The sequence below is a fragment of the Streptomyces hamibioticus genome (genome assembly GCF_047946815.1).
In the GTDB taxonomy this organism is placed as follows: domain Bacteria; phylum Actinomycetota; class Actinomycetes; order Streptomycetales; family Streptomycetaceae; genus Streptomyces.
Genome location: NZ_JBKKQY010000001.1, coordinates 6,429,239 through 6,443,394, shown reverse-complemented (window position 1 = coordinate 6,443,394; position 14,156 = coordinate 6,429,239). Strand labels below are relative to the sequence as shown.

Sequence of the window (14,156 nt, the reverse complement as noted above, 5' to 3'; positions counted from 1 at the left end):
GGAGACGCGAAGGCGCCCCGCGGAGTGGTCCGCGGGGCGCCCGTTGTCCGGCCGTCCGGCCGTCCGGCCCTCAGTCCTCGTCGGCGAGGATCAGGTACAGCTTCTTGCGGGTTTCGTTGATGACGGCGAGCGCCTTCTCCCGCTGCTCCTTGCTGCCGGTCTTCCAGACCTGACCGAAGGCCTCCATCAGGCCGAAACCGGCCTGCCGGACGTCGTTCAGGGCCTCCCAGTCGACCCCTCGCGAGGCCTCCTCCCAGGGCGCCTCGGGGCCTTCGCCGGCCGCGGCGCGGCCCGCCTCCGTGAGCGAGAACAACTTCTTGCCGCCCTCACTCTCGCTGGCGATCAGGCCCTCGTCCTCCAGTAGCTGGAGGGTGGGGTAGACCGAGCCGGGGCTGGGCTTCCACGCCCCGCCGCTGCGCTCGGCGATCTCCTGGATCATCTCGTAGCCGTGCATCGGCCGGTCTTTGAGCAGGGCCAGGATCGACGCGCGTACGTCGCCGCGCCGCGCCCTCCCTCTCGGTCCGCCGCGCCCTCGTCCACCCCACGGACCGGGACCGAAGCCCGGCCCGAAGGGTCCACCGGGACCGCCGGGACCACCCGGCCCGAAGGGCCCGAAGGCGGCGCGCAGGCCCTCGAACGAGCCCCGGCCGAAAGCACCGCCCTGCCCGTGCCCGCGTCCGTGGCCGCCGTGTCCACGCTCGAATCCGTGCGTACGCATCGAACTCACTCCATTCCATCGTTGATCTGTCGCGATGCTTCAACGATATATCGGAACAGTTCCTCTGACAAGCCACCGCGTGATCCGTGCGGGCTGACCCGGCATGGCTCTGACGGGAGCCAGGACCTTTCCCGTGCTCGACCGGCAAGGGTCTCCGGCGTCAGCCCCACAGAGTGCGCACGCCACCTCGAACATCGTCAGTTGCCCGTAGGCGAGTCGGGCACGGACAAGTCGCTCCTCGGCCCGATGCCTTGGAGCCCGGTCGGTGTTCCGCCCGGATCGAACGAGTGGTGGAAGGTGAAGGCGTACGGCGCGGAGCCGTGTTCGTGGAGGTGTTCCAGCCTGGAAACCCCGTCCTGCCAGGTGGGTATCGTGCCGTCGGCGACCCACCAGAACACGTGACCCGGGTGTCCCGTCCTCTCGAACCACTCGTAACGCCGGTTGAGCGCCGCGCGGTGCAGACCGGTGTAGACGGAGTCGAGGGCGGATCGCAGGTCGGTCCAGAGTGAGAGGGTCGCGGCCAGGGCGGTGGTTTCCACAGTGCGGCCTTTCCCGTACCAGGCCGGAACAGCGAACTCTCCCCACTCACCCCAGTCCGAGTCGAAATCCGTCCGCGCGCCCAGGCTGCGATCTGCCGCTTCGGCACGAGCGATATATCCGGGGTGCCGGCCGATCTCCCGGTAGACGGCCTCACCGCTCTCGTGGAACTCCCGCGTAAGACGTGCGGGATCGGTGAGGGGCGACTTCAGGACGCCGAACGTGTACAGAGCAAGATGGGGCATGCGTCTCTCCCTGGCCGAGGGGCCTGGTGCGGAAGTCCCTGACGCTTTCGCTGTCCGGGCGTGGACTCGATTCGGTGGCCTGCCCGTGAGGGCGGGGAGCCGTGGGCGTGATCGACCCATCCCCTTGCGGGCGACTCAGGCTGCTGGAGCCCCTGTGCGACTGCGGGCGGCGCCGAATGCCAGGAGAAGATAGCCCCGCCCGCAGGCCCTGTCGAAGTTGCCTTTTCCCTGTTCAAGTGGCCTCGTGACCACCTACGTCGGACCCTCCGGCGGCCTCGTCCGGCCGGACCCGGTGGCCGTCGGCACCGACGTCGTTCCCGTCCCGGAACCCAAGACACCGACGAAGAACCGTGTGCACCCCGACCTGGCCACCAGCCCGTTCGCCTTCACCGAGCCTCACGTACTCCTCGTCGGGACGGGCCGGCTTTCCCGCCACCTCCGGTCCAGTACTGTCGAATTGGCCTTGGCCTGCGACTCGGCCGAGGCCCTAGCGTCGGCCCATGCGCATCCGAATCGTCGACGCCTTCACCGACCGGCCCTTCGCGGGCAACCCCGCCGGGGTCCTCCTCCTCGACGCCTTCCCGGACGACGACCGGCTCCAGAAGGTCGCCCTGGAGGTCAACCACGCCGAGACCGCCTTCGCCCACCGCCTGCCCGAGGGTGGCGAGGCCGACTGGGCGCTGCGCTGGTTCACGCCCGCCTGCGAGGTCGCGATGTGCGGCCACGCTACGCTCGCCACGGCCCATGTGCTGCGCACCACCGGCGCCCACGAGGGCCCGGTCCGCTTCGCCACCCGCAGCGGTGTCCTCGTCGCCACGCCCGAGACGGACGGCTCGATCACGCTGGACTTCCCGACCGCCCCGCTCACCCCGGTCGACGTCCCCGCCGGGGTCGCCGAGGCACTGGGCGCCGCGCCGCGCGCCGTCCTGGACACCGGCCCGAACGTCGGCGACCTGCTCGTCGAGGTCGCCGACGAGAAGACGGTCCACACCCTGAACCCGGACCACAAGGCGCTGGCCGCCTACTCCGAGCGGGGCGTCATCGCCACCGCCCGCGCCGAGGACCCGTCCGGCGGCTACGACTACGTCTCCCGGTGCTTCTTCCCGAACGTCGGGATCGACGAGGACCCGGTCACCGGCAGCGCCCACACGGCGCTCGCCCCCTACTGGGCGGAGCGGCTGGGCCGTACCGACCTCACCGGGCTCCAGGCCTCCCGCCGCTCCGGCCTGGTCCGCACCGCACTGCGCGGCGACCGCACGCTGCTGAGCGGACGCGCGGTCACCGTCATCGAGGGCGAGCTGCTCGCCTAGCCGGGTCGTTCACGCCGTCGGCAGCCAGCCCACCTTGCCGGCCAGCAGCGCGTACCCCACGAACGCCCCGATGTCGAGCAGCGTGTGCGCCACGACCAGGGGGCCCACCCGGCCCCAGCGCCGGTACAGGAACACGAACACCACGCCCATGACCATGTTGCCGATGAAACCGCCGATGCCCTGATAGAGGTGGTACGACCCGCGCAGCACCGAACTGGCCGCCAGCGAAGCGCCGGCCGACCAGCCCAGCTGGTCCAGCCGGCGCAGCAGGTAGCCGACGACGATGACCTCCTCCAGTACGGAGTTCTGCGCCGCCGAGAGGATCAGCACGGGGAACTTCCACCAGACCTCGGGCAGCGCCTCGGGCACCACGGTGAGATTGAAGCCGAGGCCCCGGGCGGCCAGGTAGAAGGCGATGCCCGTGCTGCCGATGACGGCCGCGACCGCGGCGCCGCGCCCCAGGTCCGGCCAGGGCCGGGTGCGGTCGAAGCCGAGCGTGCGCAGGCTCCGGCCCTCGCGCAGCAGCAGGTGGGCGACGAGCACGACGGGCACCAGCGCGGTGGCGATACCGAACAGCTGCCAGGCCAGGTCCAGCCAGGGGCGGCCCGGCGCCGCGGAGGCGTTGAGGGTGGCCGCCTGGTCCTTCAGGCCGCCCGGCCGGGTGACCGAGCCGATGAAGCTGATCAGGGCGGACACACCGCTCGCGCCGAGCGAGAGGGCCAGGACGAGCAGCGTCTCGTCGCGCAGGGCCCGTCGTGAGAGCCGCTCCCGCGGCTGTTCAGGGATCGAATCGCCCACCGGGCCCGCCTCCGCCTGCACACCTGCCTCCACTGCCGCCACTCGGGACATCACAGCTTGCCCGATCAGTATGAGGCGGGCGCGGGCGGGCCCCGGCCCGGCGAGGCTGCGGCGCGGTGTGCCCGGACCCCGCCCGGCGCGGCTGCGGCGCGGGCACACCACGGGCACGCTGCCCGGCACAGGGCCGGCCGTCCCGGAAGGAAATGCCCCGGCCCCACCCGACGCGGAGCCGGAGTCCTCTGCGGCCGGAATCCCGTGCGGCCGGAATCCCGTTGACAGCGCCCCGCCCGACACAGAACCGGCCCGGACCGCCCGGCACAGGACCGGCCCCGGCAGCCGGCGCGCCTCAGCCCACGAACACGCCTCTACTCGTCACCGCGCCTCAGCCGCTACGCGTCACCGCGGCTCCACGGAGCACCGCGCCTCAACGCATCACCGCGCCTCAGCCCGTAGGCACCGGCTGCGGAAGACCCACCGGCCACAGGTGCACGGGGTCGCCCTGATAGGTCAGCTCGCGGTAGCGCCGCATCGTGGCGGCCAGCGCCGCCTCCCTGGTCAGGCCGGCCTCCAGCCCCCGGTGGAAGGTGGCCGCCTGCCAGGACGCGCCGTTGACCCGGAGGCGGCACCGCTCCTCGATCACGCCGAGGTAGAAGTCCCGGTCGGCGGGCTCCACGCCCCAGGCGTCCAGCCCGGCCTCGGCCAGCGGCAGCAGTTCGTCGCGCACCAGGGCGGCGGCGTCGACCTGGGCCGTGCCGCCGTGCCGGCCGCGCCGGGGCCACTCGAACCGCGCGTCGATGCCGTACTTGCAGGCGGCGTCGAAGTTGGCGGCGGCGGCCTCGAACTGCAGCCGGGTCCACACCGGCCGGGAGTCCTCGGCGAGGGCGCGAACGAGGCCGTAGTAGAAGGCCGCGTTGGCGAGGACGTCCGTGACCGTGGGCCCGGCGGGCAGCACGCGGTTCTCCACCCGCAGGTGCGGGACACCGTCGGCGATGTCGTAGACCGGGCGGTTCCAGCGGTAGACGGTGCCGTTGTGGAGCACCAGCTCGGCGAGCGACGGCACCCCGCCGGCGTCCAGGACCTCCAGCGGCTCCTCGTCGTCGCAGATCGGCAGCAGGGCGGGGTAGTAGCGCAGGTTCTCCTCGAACAGGTCGTACGCCGAGGACACCCACCGTTCCCCGAACCAGGTGCGCGGACGCACGCCCTGCGCCTGGAGCTCGGGCGGGCGGGTGTCGGTGGACTGCTGGAACAGCGGGGGCCGGGACTCGCGCCACAGCTCGCGGCCGAACAGGAAGGGCGAATTGGCCCCGACGGCGATCTGCGCGGCGGTGACCGCCTGCGCCGCGTTCCACACGTCCGCGAAACGGTCCGGGGTGACCTGGAGGTGCAGTTGCACGGAGGTGCAGGCGGCCTCCGGGGCGATGGACTTCGAGGTGCAGGTGAGGCGCTCGACGCCGTCGATGTCGAGGTGGAAGTCCTCGCCGCGGGCGGCCACGATCTGCTCGTTCAGCAGGGCGTAGCGGTCGACGTCGGAGAGGTTGGAGGAGACCAGGTCGTCCCGGTCCAGGGTGGGCAGGATGCCGATCATCACCACGCTCGCCGCCAGCTCGCCGGCCTTACGGTCGGCATATGCCAGGGAGGTCCGTATTTCCTCGGCGAGCCGGTCGAATACCCGGCCGCCGAGCCGGTGCGGGGCGATGTTGACTTCCAGATTGAACATGGCGAGTTCTGTTTGGAAGTCGCGGCTGGCGATGCGCTCGAGGACTTGCGCATTCAACATTTTGGGCATGCCGTCGGCCCCGATGAGATTCAGCTCGATCTCCAGCCCCATCAGGTTCTTGGGACGGTCGAACCGCTGCTCCGCCAGGAGCCGCTCCAGGCCCGTCAGGCAGCGCCGGAGCTTGTCGCGGTAGCGCTGGCGATCGGACAGGTCGAACCGACCTGCCACGACCTTCTCGCCCATGGAAGCGTCCCTTCTCGGATCAGTGGGCCACCGGGGCGGGCCACCGGTGTGCGGGTCAGGTGGGATGATGCCCCGGGAAAGCGATCGATAACGTCCCCGCGCCGCCTCGGCACCCGCTACGCTGAAGCGCCGCGACCGGTGGCACATTCACCCGGCAAGGCGCATCGCGCAGTTTCCGGGCTCCGGATACTCGTGAAAAACGCCGACGACAATAGGCCGACCGCACCGCGGGCCCTTGCCGAGGTCACGGCCGTACACCCGTCCGGGAATCAGGATGAAGTCCGCATTTCGCCGACCGAATGTACTCTTGTTCTGGTTGCCGAAAAAGGCTAGCGGAAACACAGCGTGAACACTTGTCGTATAAACTCGCCGGACAGGGCAGAAGGCCGGCGAGCCTCGGTCACAGGACCCTGCCGTCGCGATGGCGTACGACAGGCCTCACCCCCTCTCTTTCGGTAGCCGAACCTTCGGCCCCTGGTCTCCCATCCCTTTGAGCTGACAGCGTCGTCCGCCCCCGCCCTCGCGCCACCGTGCCTTCGAATGAGAGGCGACCCATCATGCCGCTGCATGTCCCCCCGGCTCCCGCGCCCGCCCTCCGCTCGGTCGTCACCGCGCTCTCCTCCCCCACCGCGGTCCACGAGGCCCGAACTCCCGCCCTGCTCCGCGCCCAGGGCCCGGCAACGCCCGAGCTGCCGCTGCCCGTGCATGTGCTGGACCGGGTCACCGCCGACGGTGTGCCGGTCACCCGGCTGGCCGCGTGGCGGTTCCTGATCCGCTGCGGTGACCGGGCGGTGGCCGCGGCGGACACCATGCTGACGCCGGACGGCTGGGCCTTCTCGCACTTCTTCGAGGGCCCCTACATCGCCTCGACCGAGCGAGCGCTGCGCCAGGCCGAGTCGGTGCCGCAGCCCTACCAGCCGCGCCTGCTGTCCGTACCCGGCCTGTACATGCTCACGCTGTGGCTGCACGGCGACCGCGCCGCGGACCCGTCCGCCGGGCACCCCGCCCCGACGGACCTGCTGGTCCCCCTGGCGCCGGCACCGCCCGGCATCGCGGCCCACCGGGCCCACCGGGTGGCCGACCTGCTCCCGGTCCTCAGCCACCGGGTCACGCCGACGCGACTGCTGCGCTCCCCCGCCTGACCGAACGGCCCGCAGTGCCGGTGCGCGTCACGCCCTCATGACCCGTGCTCGTACGAGCATTTCACTGCTCGTACGAGCCGGGCTAGCCCTTTCCGGCCATGCCGAACCATCCGAAGTGACAGCGCACTTGAAATGAACCGCCCGCGCGGGTGATGCGTCATCAATCTGTAAGACCCAGTGCCGTGAAATCCCTGCGGATCGGCACCCGTAGGGCAACACTGGTTTCACACCGACGTATTGCAAACGGGGGCGGCCATGAACATCACGACAGAGCGAAAGATCCCTTCCATGTGCCAGCACCAGCCACCGTGCCCGTCCGCCGAGTCCGCCGACCGGGAGTCCGCCCGCCTCGTGGCGCACCACCCGGAGCAGGGCTGGAGCCTGCTGTGCAACGGCATCGTGCTCTTCGAGGACACCGGTGAGCTGCTGCCGGACGGCCGGGTCATCGCGCCGCACCGACCGCTCGGTGCCGGCCAGGTGATGACGGCCGCCTGAGCACCGGCCGGGCGGCGCGCGACACCGTCCGGCGAACCCCGGGGCCGCCCGCAGGCACTCCCTGCGGACCGGCCCCGCTGCGTGTCCGGGGCCGGTCACTCACCGTGGCCCCCAGGGAACACCGGCGGTTCACCCCTTCGTGGCACCGGCGGTGAGGCCTCCGACGAGCTGGCGTTCGGCGACCGAGTAGAAGGCGAGCGCGGGGACCATCGCGAGGACCAGGTAGGCGAAGACCCGGGCGGTGTCCGCGGAGTACTGGCCCTGGAACTGCTGCACCCCGATCGGGATGGTCCACCAGGTGGAGTCGGTGAACACCAGCAGCGGCAGAAAGAAGTTGTTCCAGCTGGTGACCACCGCGAGGACCGAGACGGTGCCGAGCGCGGGCCGGGCCATCGGCAGCAGCACCCGCCAGAAGAAGCCGAACGGGCCGCAGCCGTCGAGGGTGGCCGCCTCCTCCAGCTCGCCGGGGATCTGCCGGAAGAAGCCGCGCAGGATGATGATGGTCATCGGCAGCCCGAAGGCGGCCTGCGGCAGGATCACACCGAGCGGGTTGTCCAGCAGGCCCAGCGCGCGCAGCAGCAGGAACAGGGGCAGCGCGGCCACCGCGAACGGGAACATCAGCCCCATGGTGAACAGAGTGAAGAACAGCTCCCGCCCGCGGAAGGCGAACCGGGCGAAGGAGAAGGCGGCGAGCGCGGACACCGCGACGACGAGCACGGTGGTGGCCACCGCGATCAGCGTGCTGTTGCCCACCAGCCGCCAGAAGGAACCGGACCCCAGGATGCCGGTGTAGTTGGCCCCCACCCATGGGTCCGGCAGCCCGACGGGGTTGTCCGAGAGCTGGTCGGTGGACTTGAACCCGGACAGGACGGCGTACAGCAGCGGTACGGCCATCACGGCGCCGACCGTGACCAGGACGGCGTGCAGGGGCAGGGTGCGCAGCCTCCGCCTGCCGGGGGCCGGTTTCGGAGCGAGCGTCACTTCCCGCCTCCTCGCATGGTCGTGGTGGCTCCTTCCAGGTCGCGCCGGAGCACGAACCGCTGGTAGGCGAGGGCGAAGACGAGGCTGATGCCGAACATGACCACGCTGATCGCGCTGGCGTAGCCGACCTGGTAGCGCTGGAAGCCGAACTGGAACATGGTCACGGCCATGGTCTCGGAGTGATGGTCGGGTCCGCCCTGGGTGACCACCCAGACCAGGTCGAACAGCTGGATGGCGCCGATGACCGACAGGAAGACGCTGATGCGCAGCGTCGGGGCCAGCAGGGGCAGGGTGACGTTGCGGAAGCGCTGCCAGGCGTTCGCGCCGTCGATCAGCGCCGCCTCGTTCAACTCGGCCGGGATGGACTGCAGCCCGGCGAGGTAGAGCATCATGTGGAAGCCGAAGTACTTCCAGGTCATGACCAGGAACAGGGTCGCCATGACCATGGACGGGTCGGCGAACCACTCGCCGCCCAGCCCGTCCAGACCGACACCGCCCAGGATCCGGTCGGCGAGGCCGTCGCCGGGGGCGAAGATCATGGCGAACAGCACGCCGGTGATGGCCTCGGAGAGCACGTACGGCGCGAAGAACAGCATCCGGTACACCGCCCGGCCGCGCACCCGCTGGTTCAGCAGCACCGCCATGGCGAGCGCGAACGGCAGTTGCAGGGCGAGGGAGAGCACCACCAGGACGAGACAGCGCCACAGGTCGCCGAGGAACACCGGATCGGCGAACAGCCGGCTGAAGTTCTCCACGCCGATGAAGTCGGAGGGCATGCCGAAGCCGCCCCAGCGGAAGAACGCGGCGTAGAGGGCGAACAGGATCGGCAGCAGGACGAGGACCAGGAACAGCACCAGGGCCGGCAGCTGGAAACCGACCGCGGTGAACCAGTGAGCCGCGCGGCGCCGGGACCGCTCCCGGACCGCGGCGGGGGACGGGGGAGGCGGGCCGGCCTCGGGCCCGGTCCGCTTGTCCGGCAGGAAGGTGGAGGTCATCGGCGGCTACTGCGCTTCCTTCGCGGTCTGCGTGATCGACTCGGTGACCTGCTCGGGGGACTTGGAACCGGCGATGAGCGCGGCGACGCTGTCGTTGACCTCCTGGCCGAGGGCGGGCGCGTAGGCCTGGTCGAGGTAGAGCTGGAAGCCGGTGGCGCCCTTCAGCTGCTTCTGGACGGCGATGAGGTTGGGGTCGGTGAGCGCGTCCTCGGCGGCCGGGACCACGGGGAGCACACCGGTCTCCTTCACCAGTTTGCGGTCGGTGGCGGCCGAGGCGAAGAACTCCAGGAAGTCGACCGCGGCCTGCGGGGCGCCGCGGCGCAGGGCGTGCCCGCCGCCCCCGCCGAACACCTCGCTGACGGCCCCCTTGCCGCCCTCGACGGCGGGGAACGGGAAGAAGCCGAGATCGTCGCCGAGCCCCTTGCCCGCGTCGGCCTGCACCACCGGGGCCCACTGGCCCATCAGCTCCATCGCCGCCTTGCCGTTGCCGACCGCCGCGGCCTGGCCGGTGGGCGTGGAATAGGCGGCGCCCAGGAAGCCCTTCTGGAACGGCCGAAGTTCGACCAGCTCCTCCAGGTGGCGTCCGGCCGCGACGAACCCGGGCCCGGTGAAGTCCTGGTCCTCGGCGGCCTTCTCCAGGGCGTCGGCACCGGCGGTGCGCATGGCGAGGTAGGCCCAGTAGTACATGCCGGGCCACTTCTCCTTGCCGGCCAGGGCAATGGGGGTGATGTCCTCGGCCTTCAGCGCGCGCACGGCGTCCAGGAAGCCGCTCCACGTGGTGGGCGGGGAGCCGATGCCCGCCTTCGCGAAGTGCGCCTTGTTGTACCAGAAGCCGACCATGCCGATGTCGAACGGGATGCCGTACACCTTCTCGTCGATCAGGTACGGCTCCTTGGCGACCGGGAGCAGGCCGTCCGCCCACTCCTTCGTGCGGTCCGTGAGGTCCTCGACGAGTCCGGCGTCGACCTGCTGCCGCAGTACGCCGCCGCCCCAGGTGTGGAAGATGTCCGGGAGCTTTCCGGAGGCGGTGAGCGCCGTCATCTTCGACTTGTAGGCGTCGTTCTCCAGCTGGACGATCTTGACCTTCACCTTGGGGTTCTGTGCCTCGAACTCCTTGGCGAGGGCGGCCCAGACGTCCTTGGTCGGCTGGGTGGTGGAGATGTTCCACCACTCGATGGTGGTCGTCCCCGACGCCCCTCCGTCCGAGTCACCGCCACAGCCGCTGAGTGCCGTCATGCCCAGGCCGGCCGCGGCGGAGGCCGCCAGGAAGCCGCGGCGGGACAGTGCCGGGTCGCCCATTGTGTGCTCCTCGAAGAGTCTCGAAAGTTTCGGAGTCAATCCAGAAAGCTGCGTTGCTGCCGCACCCTAAAGACAGCCCGTGAAGGGTGGCAACCCCTCGGGCGAAACCAATCCGCGACGGAGGCACGCAGGGCTGACTACGGACACGCGTCCGCCGTCCATTCAGGGGCGGCAACGGTCCCGAAACTTTCGACTAAACAATCGATCGTTACGAAGCGATCCGCAGAGAGCGGCTGAAGTGTGGAGCGTGCGGCCTGCGCCCCGCGAGCGTGCGCTCCCCGGCACCCGGCCTATCGTGACCGGCATGCAGTCCTACACGATCGGCCAGGCGGCGCGGCTGCTCGGCGTCAGCCCGGACACCGCACGCCGCTGGGCGGACGCGGGCCGGATCACCACACACCGCGACGACAGCGGGCGGCGGCTCATCGACGGCCGGGACCTGGCCGCGTTCTCGGTCGAACTGGCCGGCTCGGGCGCGGACGAGGACACCCCGTACACCTCGGTCCGCAACTCCTTCCCCGGCATCGTGACCGCCATCAAGCTCGGCGACGTCGCCGCCCAGGTCGAGATCCAGGCCGGTCCGCACCGACTGGTCTCCCTGCTGACCCGGGAAGCCGTCGAGGAACTCGGCCTGGAGGTCGGCGTGGAGGCGACCGCCCGCGTGAAGTCGACGAACGTCCACATCGACCGCGCCTGACGCACAACGGGTCATCCGTAGGAACGCACATGCGGCCCCTGTGACCTCTTGGGCTGGCTCATGCGATGCGACAGCAGACTTACCCCTCGCAGATGCGGAAGTATGATCGACGCATCGGAGGAGACCTGCGGAGCGCCCCGGCCGGAAGGGCTCGGCCGCCTCGCCCCCGGGCTCCCCAAGGACGTAGAGGAGTGGCCCCGTGACGACCCGATCCACAGGCCGGACGCACCGCACCCGCCGGACGCTGCGGCCCGCCGTGGTGGGAGCCGCCGCGCTGCTGACCCTGAGCGCCTGCTCCTCGTCCGGCCCGGGCCCCGCCGCCGCTTCCGGTTCCGGCGGCTCGTCCGCGCACCTCTCCGGCACGGTCACGGTCTTCGCCGCCGCCTCGCTCAAGGAGAGCTTCGGCGCGCTCGGCAGGCAGTTCGAGAAGGAGCACCCCGGCACCGAGGTCGCCTTCAACTTCAACGGCAGTGACAGCCTGGCCGCCGGCATCACCAGCGGCGCCCCGGCGGATGTGTTCGCCGCCGCCAGCCCGAGGACGATGAAGACCGTCACCGACGCCGGCGACACGGCCGGCGCGCCGGTCACCTTCGCCCGCAACCAGCTGCAGATCGCCACCCTGCCGGGCAACCCCGACCGGATCTCCTCCCTCGACGACCTCGCCGGGCCCGGCCTGAAGGTCGTGCTGTGCGACAGGACGGTGCCCTGCGGCTCGGCCGCGCAGAAGGCGCTGGAGGCCGGCGGCGTCCAGCTCACGCCGGTCTCCTACGAGGAGGACGTCAAGGCCGCCCTGACGAAGGTCGAGCTGAAGGAGGCCGACGCCGCCCTTGTCTACCGGACCGACGTCACGGCGGCCGGGGACAAGGTGGAGGGCGTGTCCTTCCCCGAAGCGGCCGAGGCCGTCAACGACTATCCGATCGCCCCGCTCAAGAACGGCCCCAACCCCGAGGCGGCACAGGCCTTCATCGACCTGGTTCGCTCCGCCGAGGGCCAGAGGGTGCTGGGCGAAGCCGGGTTCCTGAAGCCGTGACCGCCACCGGGCCCAAGCGCCGCGGCGGCCGGACGGGCGGAAGCGGCCGGATGAGCACAGTCGGCCGGGGAGCGCCGCTGCCCCTGCTGGTCCCGGCGGTCGTCGGCCTGGCCTTCCTGCTGCTGCCGCTGATCGCCCTGCTCGTCCGGGCCCCGTGGACCAGCCTGCCGGAGCAGCTGACCAGCGCGGAGGTGTGGCAGGCCCTGCGGCTGTCACTGGTGTGCGCCACGTCGGCGACGGTACTGAGCCTGCTCATCGGCGTCCCGCTGGCCTGGCTGCTGGCCCGCACCGACTTCCCCGGCCGCGGCTTCGTGCGCGCCCTGGTGACCCTGCCGCTGGTGCTGCCCCCGGTGGTCGGCGGTGTCGCGCTGCTGCTCGCGTTCGGCCGCAACGGCGTCGTCGGGCAGTACCTGGACGCCTGGTTCGGCGTCACGCTGCCGTTCACCACCACCGGTGTCGTCCTCGCCGAGACCTTCGTGGCGATGCCCTTCCTCGTCATCAGCGTGGAGGGCACCCTGCGGGCCGCCGACCCGCGCTACGAGGAGGCCGCCACCACCCTCGGCGCCTCCCGCTTCACCGCGTTCCGCCGCGTCACACTGCCGCTCATCGCGCCGGGCGTCGCGGCGGGCGCGGTGCTGGCGTGGGCGCGCGCCCTGGGCGAGTTCGGCGCGACGATCACCTTCGCCGGGAACTTCCCGGGCCGTACCCAGACCATGCCGCTCGCCGTCTACCTCGCCCTGCAGAACGACCCGGCCGCGGCGATCGCCCTCAGCCTGGTGCTGCTGGCCGTCTCCATCGCCGTCCTGGCCGGGCTGCGCGACCGCTGGATGACCACCTCATGACCCGGCCCCGCCCCCTCACCGCCGATCCCGCGGGCACCGCCCCGCACGCCGAGGGCCTCGACGCCCGCCTGGTCGTCGACCGCGGCGCCTTCCGCCTCGACGTCACCCTGACCGCGGCCCCCGGCGACGTCGTCGCCCTGCTCGGCCCCAACGGCGCCGGCAAGACCACCGCCCTGCGCGCACTGGCCGGTCTCGTACCGCTCTCGGACGGCCACCTGCGTCTGGACGGCACCGACCTGGACCGTACGCCGCCCGAGTCCCGGCCGGTCGGCGTCGTCTTCCAGGACTACCTGCTCTTCCCGCACCTCAGCGCGCTCGACAACGTGGCCTTCGGGCCGCGCTGCCGGGGCGCGGGCAAGGCGGCGGCCCGGGCGCAGGCGGCCGCCTGGCTGGACCGGATGGGGCTGGCCGAGCACGCCGGCGCCAGGCCGCGCCGTCTCTCCGGCGGGCAGGCCCAGCGCGTCGCCCTGGCCCGCGCCCTGGCCACCCACCCCCGGCTGCTGCTCCTGGACGAGCCGCTCGCCGCGCTGGACGCCCGCACCCGCCTGGAGGTGCGTGCTCAGCTCCGGCGCCACCTGGCCGAGTTCGAGGCGGTCGCCGTCCTGGTCACACACGATCCGCTGGACGCCATGGTGCTGGCCGACCGGCTGGTCGTCGTGGAGCACGGCCACATCGTCCAGGAGGGCGCCCCGGCCGACATCGCCCGCCGGCCGCGCACCGACTACATCGCCCAGCTGGTCGGCCTCAACCTCTACCGGGGGCGGGCGGAGGGGCACACCGTCCGGCTGGACGCGGGCCCCGCCATCACCACCACCGAAAACCTCACCGGCCCGGTCTTCGTGGCCTTCCCGCCCGGCGCGGTCACCCTGTACGGGGAGCGCCCCGCCGGTTCCAGCGCCCGCAACCTGTGGCGCTGCGAGGTCGCCGGCCTGGAGACCCACGGCGACCGGATCCGCGCCGACCTCACCGGCGACCTGGGCCTCGCCGCCGACCTCACCACCGTCGCCGCGGCGGAACTCGGCCTCCATCCGGGCGCGCGAGTGTGGGCGACGGTCAAAGCGACGCAGACACACGCATACCCGGCGTAAGGCGGCGCACGGCACTCAC

The 14,156-nt window shown here is 71.6% G+C and carries 14 protein-coding genes and 1 pseudogene; 8 read left to right on the top strand and 7 right to left on the bottom strand.

What is annotated here, in order from left to right; translation table 11 throughout:
* Nucleotides 1-70 precede the first annotated feature (70 nt).
* Together ACLGIH_RS29255 and ACLGIH_RS29250 are read right to left on the bottom strand one after the other, a co-directional pair.
* On the bottom strand, nt 71-718 hold the full coding sequence (locus ACLGIH_RS29255; RefSeq protein WP_416528271.1) for a PadR family transcriptional regulator: 648 nt from the start codon (nt 716-718) through the stop codon (nt 71-73).
* A 197-nt stretch (nt 719-915) separates the two neighbouring features.
* Nucleotides 916-1,500 carry a DUF3291 domain-containing protein gene (locus ACLGIH_RS29250; RefSeq protein ID WP_416528270.1) on the bottom strand — a complete coding sequence of 195 codons (585 nt, stop codon included), beginning with the start codon at nt 1,498-1,500 and terminating at the stop codon, nt 916-918.
* A 244-nt stretch (nt 1,501-1,744) separates the two neighbouring features.
* Here ACLGIH_RS29250 and ACLGIH_RS29245 point away from each other — a divergent pair.
* Together ACLGIH_RS29245 and ACLGIH_RS29240 are read left to right on the top strand one after the other, a co-directional pair.
* Nucleotides 1,745-1,885: pseudogene (locus ACLGIH_RS29245) on the top strand (VOC family protein); the annotation flags it as partial.
* 115 nt (nt 1,886-2,000) lie between these two features.
* Nucleotides 2,001-2,810 carry a PhzF family phenazine biosynthesis protein gene (locus tag ACLGIH_RS29240; protein WP_416528269.1) on the top strand — a complete coding sequence of 270 codons (810 nt, stop codon included), beginning with the start codon at nt 2,001-2,003 and terminating at the stop codon, nt 2,808-2,810.
* A 9-nt stretch (nt 2,811-2,819) separates the two neighbouring features.
* On the opposite strand, the gene ACLGIH_RS29235 is transcribed toward ACLGIH_RS29240, so the two are convergent.
* Both ACLGIH_RS29235 and ACLGIH_RS29230 read right to left on the bottom strand, forming a co-directional pair.
* Nucleotides 2,820-3,629, bottom strand: coding sequence for a CPBP family intramembrane glutamic endopeptidase (locus ACLGIH_RS29235; RefSeq protein ID WP_416529511.1), 810 nt, complete (start codon nt 3,627-3,629; stop codon nt 2,820-2,822).
* A 421-nt stretch (nt 3,630-4,050) separates the two neighbouring features.
* Nucleotides 4,051-5,568, bottom strand: coding sequence for a glutamate-cysteine ligase family protein (locus ACLGIH_RS29230; RefSeq protein WP_416528268.1), 1,518 nt, complete (start codon nt 5,566-5,568; stop codon nt 4,051-4,053).
* A gap of 557 nt (nt 5,569-6,125) precedes the next feature.
* On the opposite strand from ACLGIH_RS29230, the gene ACLGIH_RS29225 reads away from it, so the two are divergent.
* Together ACLGIH_RS29225 and ACLGIH_RS29220 are read left to right on the top strand one after the other, a co-directional pair.
* Complete coding sequence (locus ACLGIH_RS29225; protein ID WP_416528267.1) at nt 6,126-6,710, top strand: hypothetical protein; 585 nt, start codon at nt 6,126-6,128, stop codon at nt 6,708-6,710.
* Between the two features lie 288 nt (nt 6,711-6,998).
* A complete protein-coding gene (locus ACLGIH_RS29220; RefSeq protein ID WP_416528266.1) occupies nt 6,999-7,205 on the top strand; it encodes a DUF5999 family protein in 207 nt (68 codons plus the stop codon).
* Between the two features lie 129 nt (nt 7,206-7,334).
* Here ACLGIH_RS29220 and ACLGIH_RS29215 read toward each other — a convergent pair whose 3' ends face one another.
* The 3 genes from ACLGIH_RS29215 to ACLGIH_RS29205 all read right to left on the bottom strand — a co-directional run bounded on the left by ACLGIH_RS29215 (nt 7,335) and on the right by ACLGIH_RS29205 (nt 10,480).
* Entirely contained in the window at nt 7,335-8,099 is a 765-nt protein-coding gene (locus ACLGIH_RS29215) for a carbohydrate ABC transporter permease (protein ID WP_416529510.1), read from the bottom strand.
* An 83-nt stretch (nt 8,100-8,182) separates the two neighbouring features.
* Nucleotides 8,183-9,181, bottom strand: coding sequence for a carbohydrate ABC transporter permease (locus tag ACLGIH_RS29210; RefSeq protein ID WP_416528265.1), 999 nt, complete (start codon nt 9,179-9,181; stop codon nt 8,183-8,185).
* Nucleotides 9,182-9,187: 6 nt separating this feature from the next.
* Complete coding sequence (locus ACLGIH_RS29205; protein WP_416528264.1) at nt 9,188-10,480, bottom strand: extracellular solute-binding protein; 1,293 nt, start codon at nt 10,478-10,480, stop codon at nt 9,188-9,190.
* Nucleotides 10,481-10,784: 304 nt separating this feature from the next.
* On the opposite strand from ACLGIH_RS29205, the gene ACLGIH_RS29200 reads away from it, so the two are divergent.
* The 4 genes from ACLGIH_RS29200 to ACLGIH_RS29185 all read left to right on the top strand — a co-directional run bounded on the left by ACLGIH_RS29200 (nt 10,785) and on the right by ACLGIH_RS29185 (nt 14,137).
* Nucleotides 10,785-11,177 (top strand): TOBE domain-containing protein, encoded by a 393-nt coding sequence (locus ACLGIH_RS29200; RefSeq protein WP_416528263.1) that lies wholly within the window; start codon nt 10,785-10,787, stop codon nt 11,175-11,177.
* Nucleotides 11,178-11,376: 199 nt separating this feature from the next.
* The gene (modA, locus tag ACLGIH_RS29195) at nt 11,377-12,207 is read left to right on the top strand and encodes a molybdate ABC transporter substrate-binding protein (protein ID WP_416528262.1); all 831 of its coding nucleotides are present in this window, start codon (nt 11,377-11,379) and stop codon (nt 12,205-12,207) included.
* A gap of 50 nt (nt 12,208-12,257) precedes the next feature.
* Nucleotides 12,258-13,049 (top strand): ABC transporter permease, encoded by a 792-nt coding sequence (locus tag ACLGIH_RS29190; protein ID WP_416528261.1) that lies wholly within the window; start codon nt 12,258-12,260, stop codon nt 13,047-13,049.
* Nucleotides 13,046-14,137 (top strand): ABC transporter ATP-binding protein, encoded by a 1,092-nt coding sequence (locus ACLGIH_RS29185; RefSeq protein WP_416528260.1) that lies wholly within the window; start codon nt 13,046-13,048, stop codon nt 14,135-14,137. The genes ACLGIH_RS29190 and ACLGIH_RS29185 overlap by 4 nt, the downstream gene beginning before the upstream one ends.
* Nucleotides 14,138-14,156: the final 19 nt, after the last annotated feature.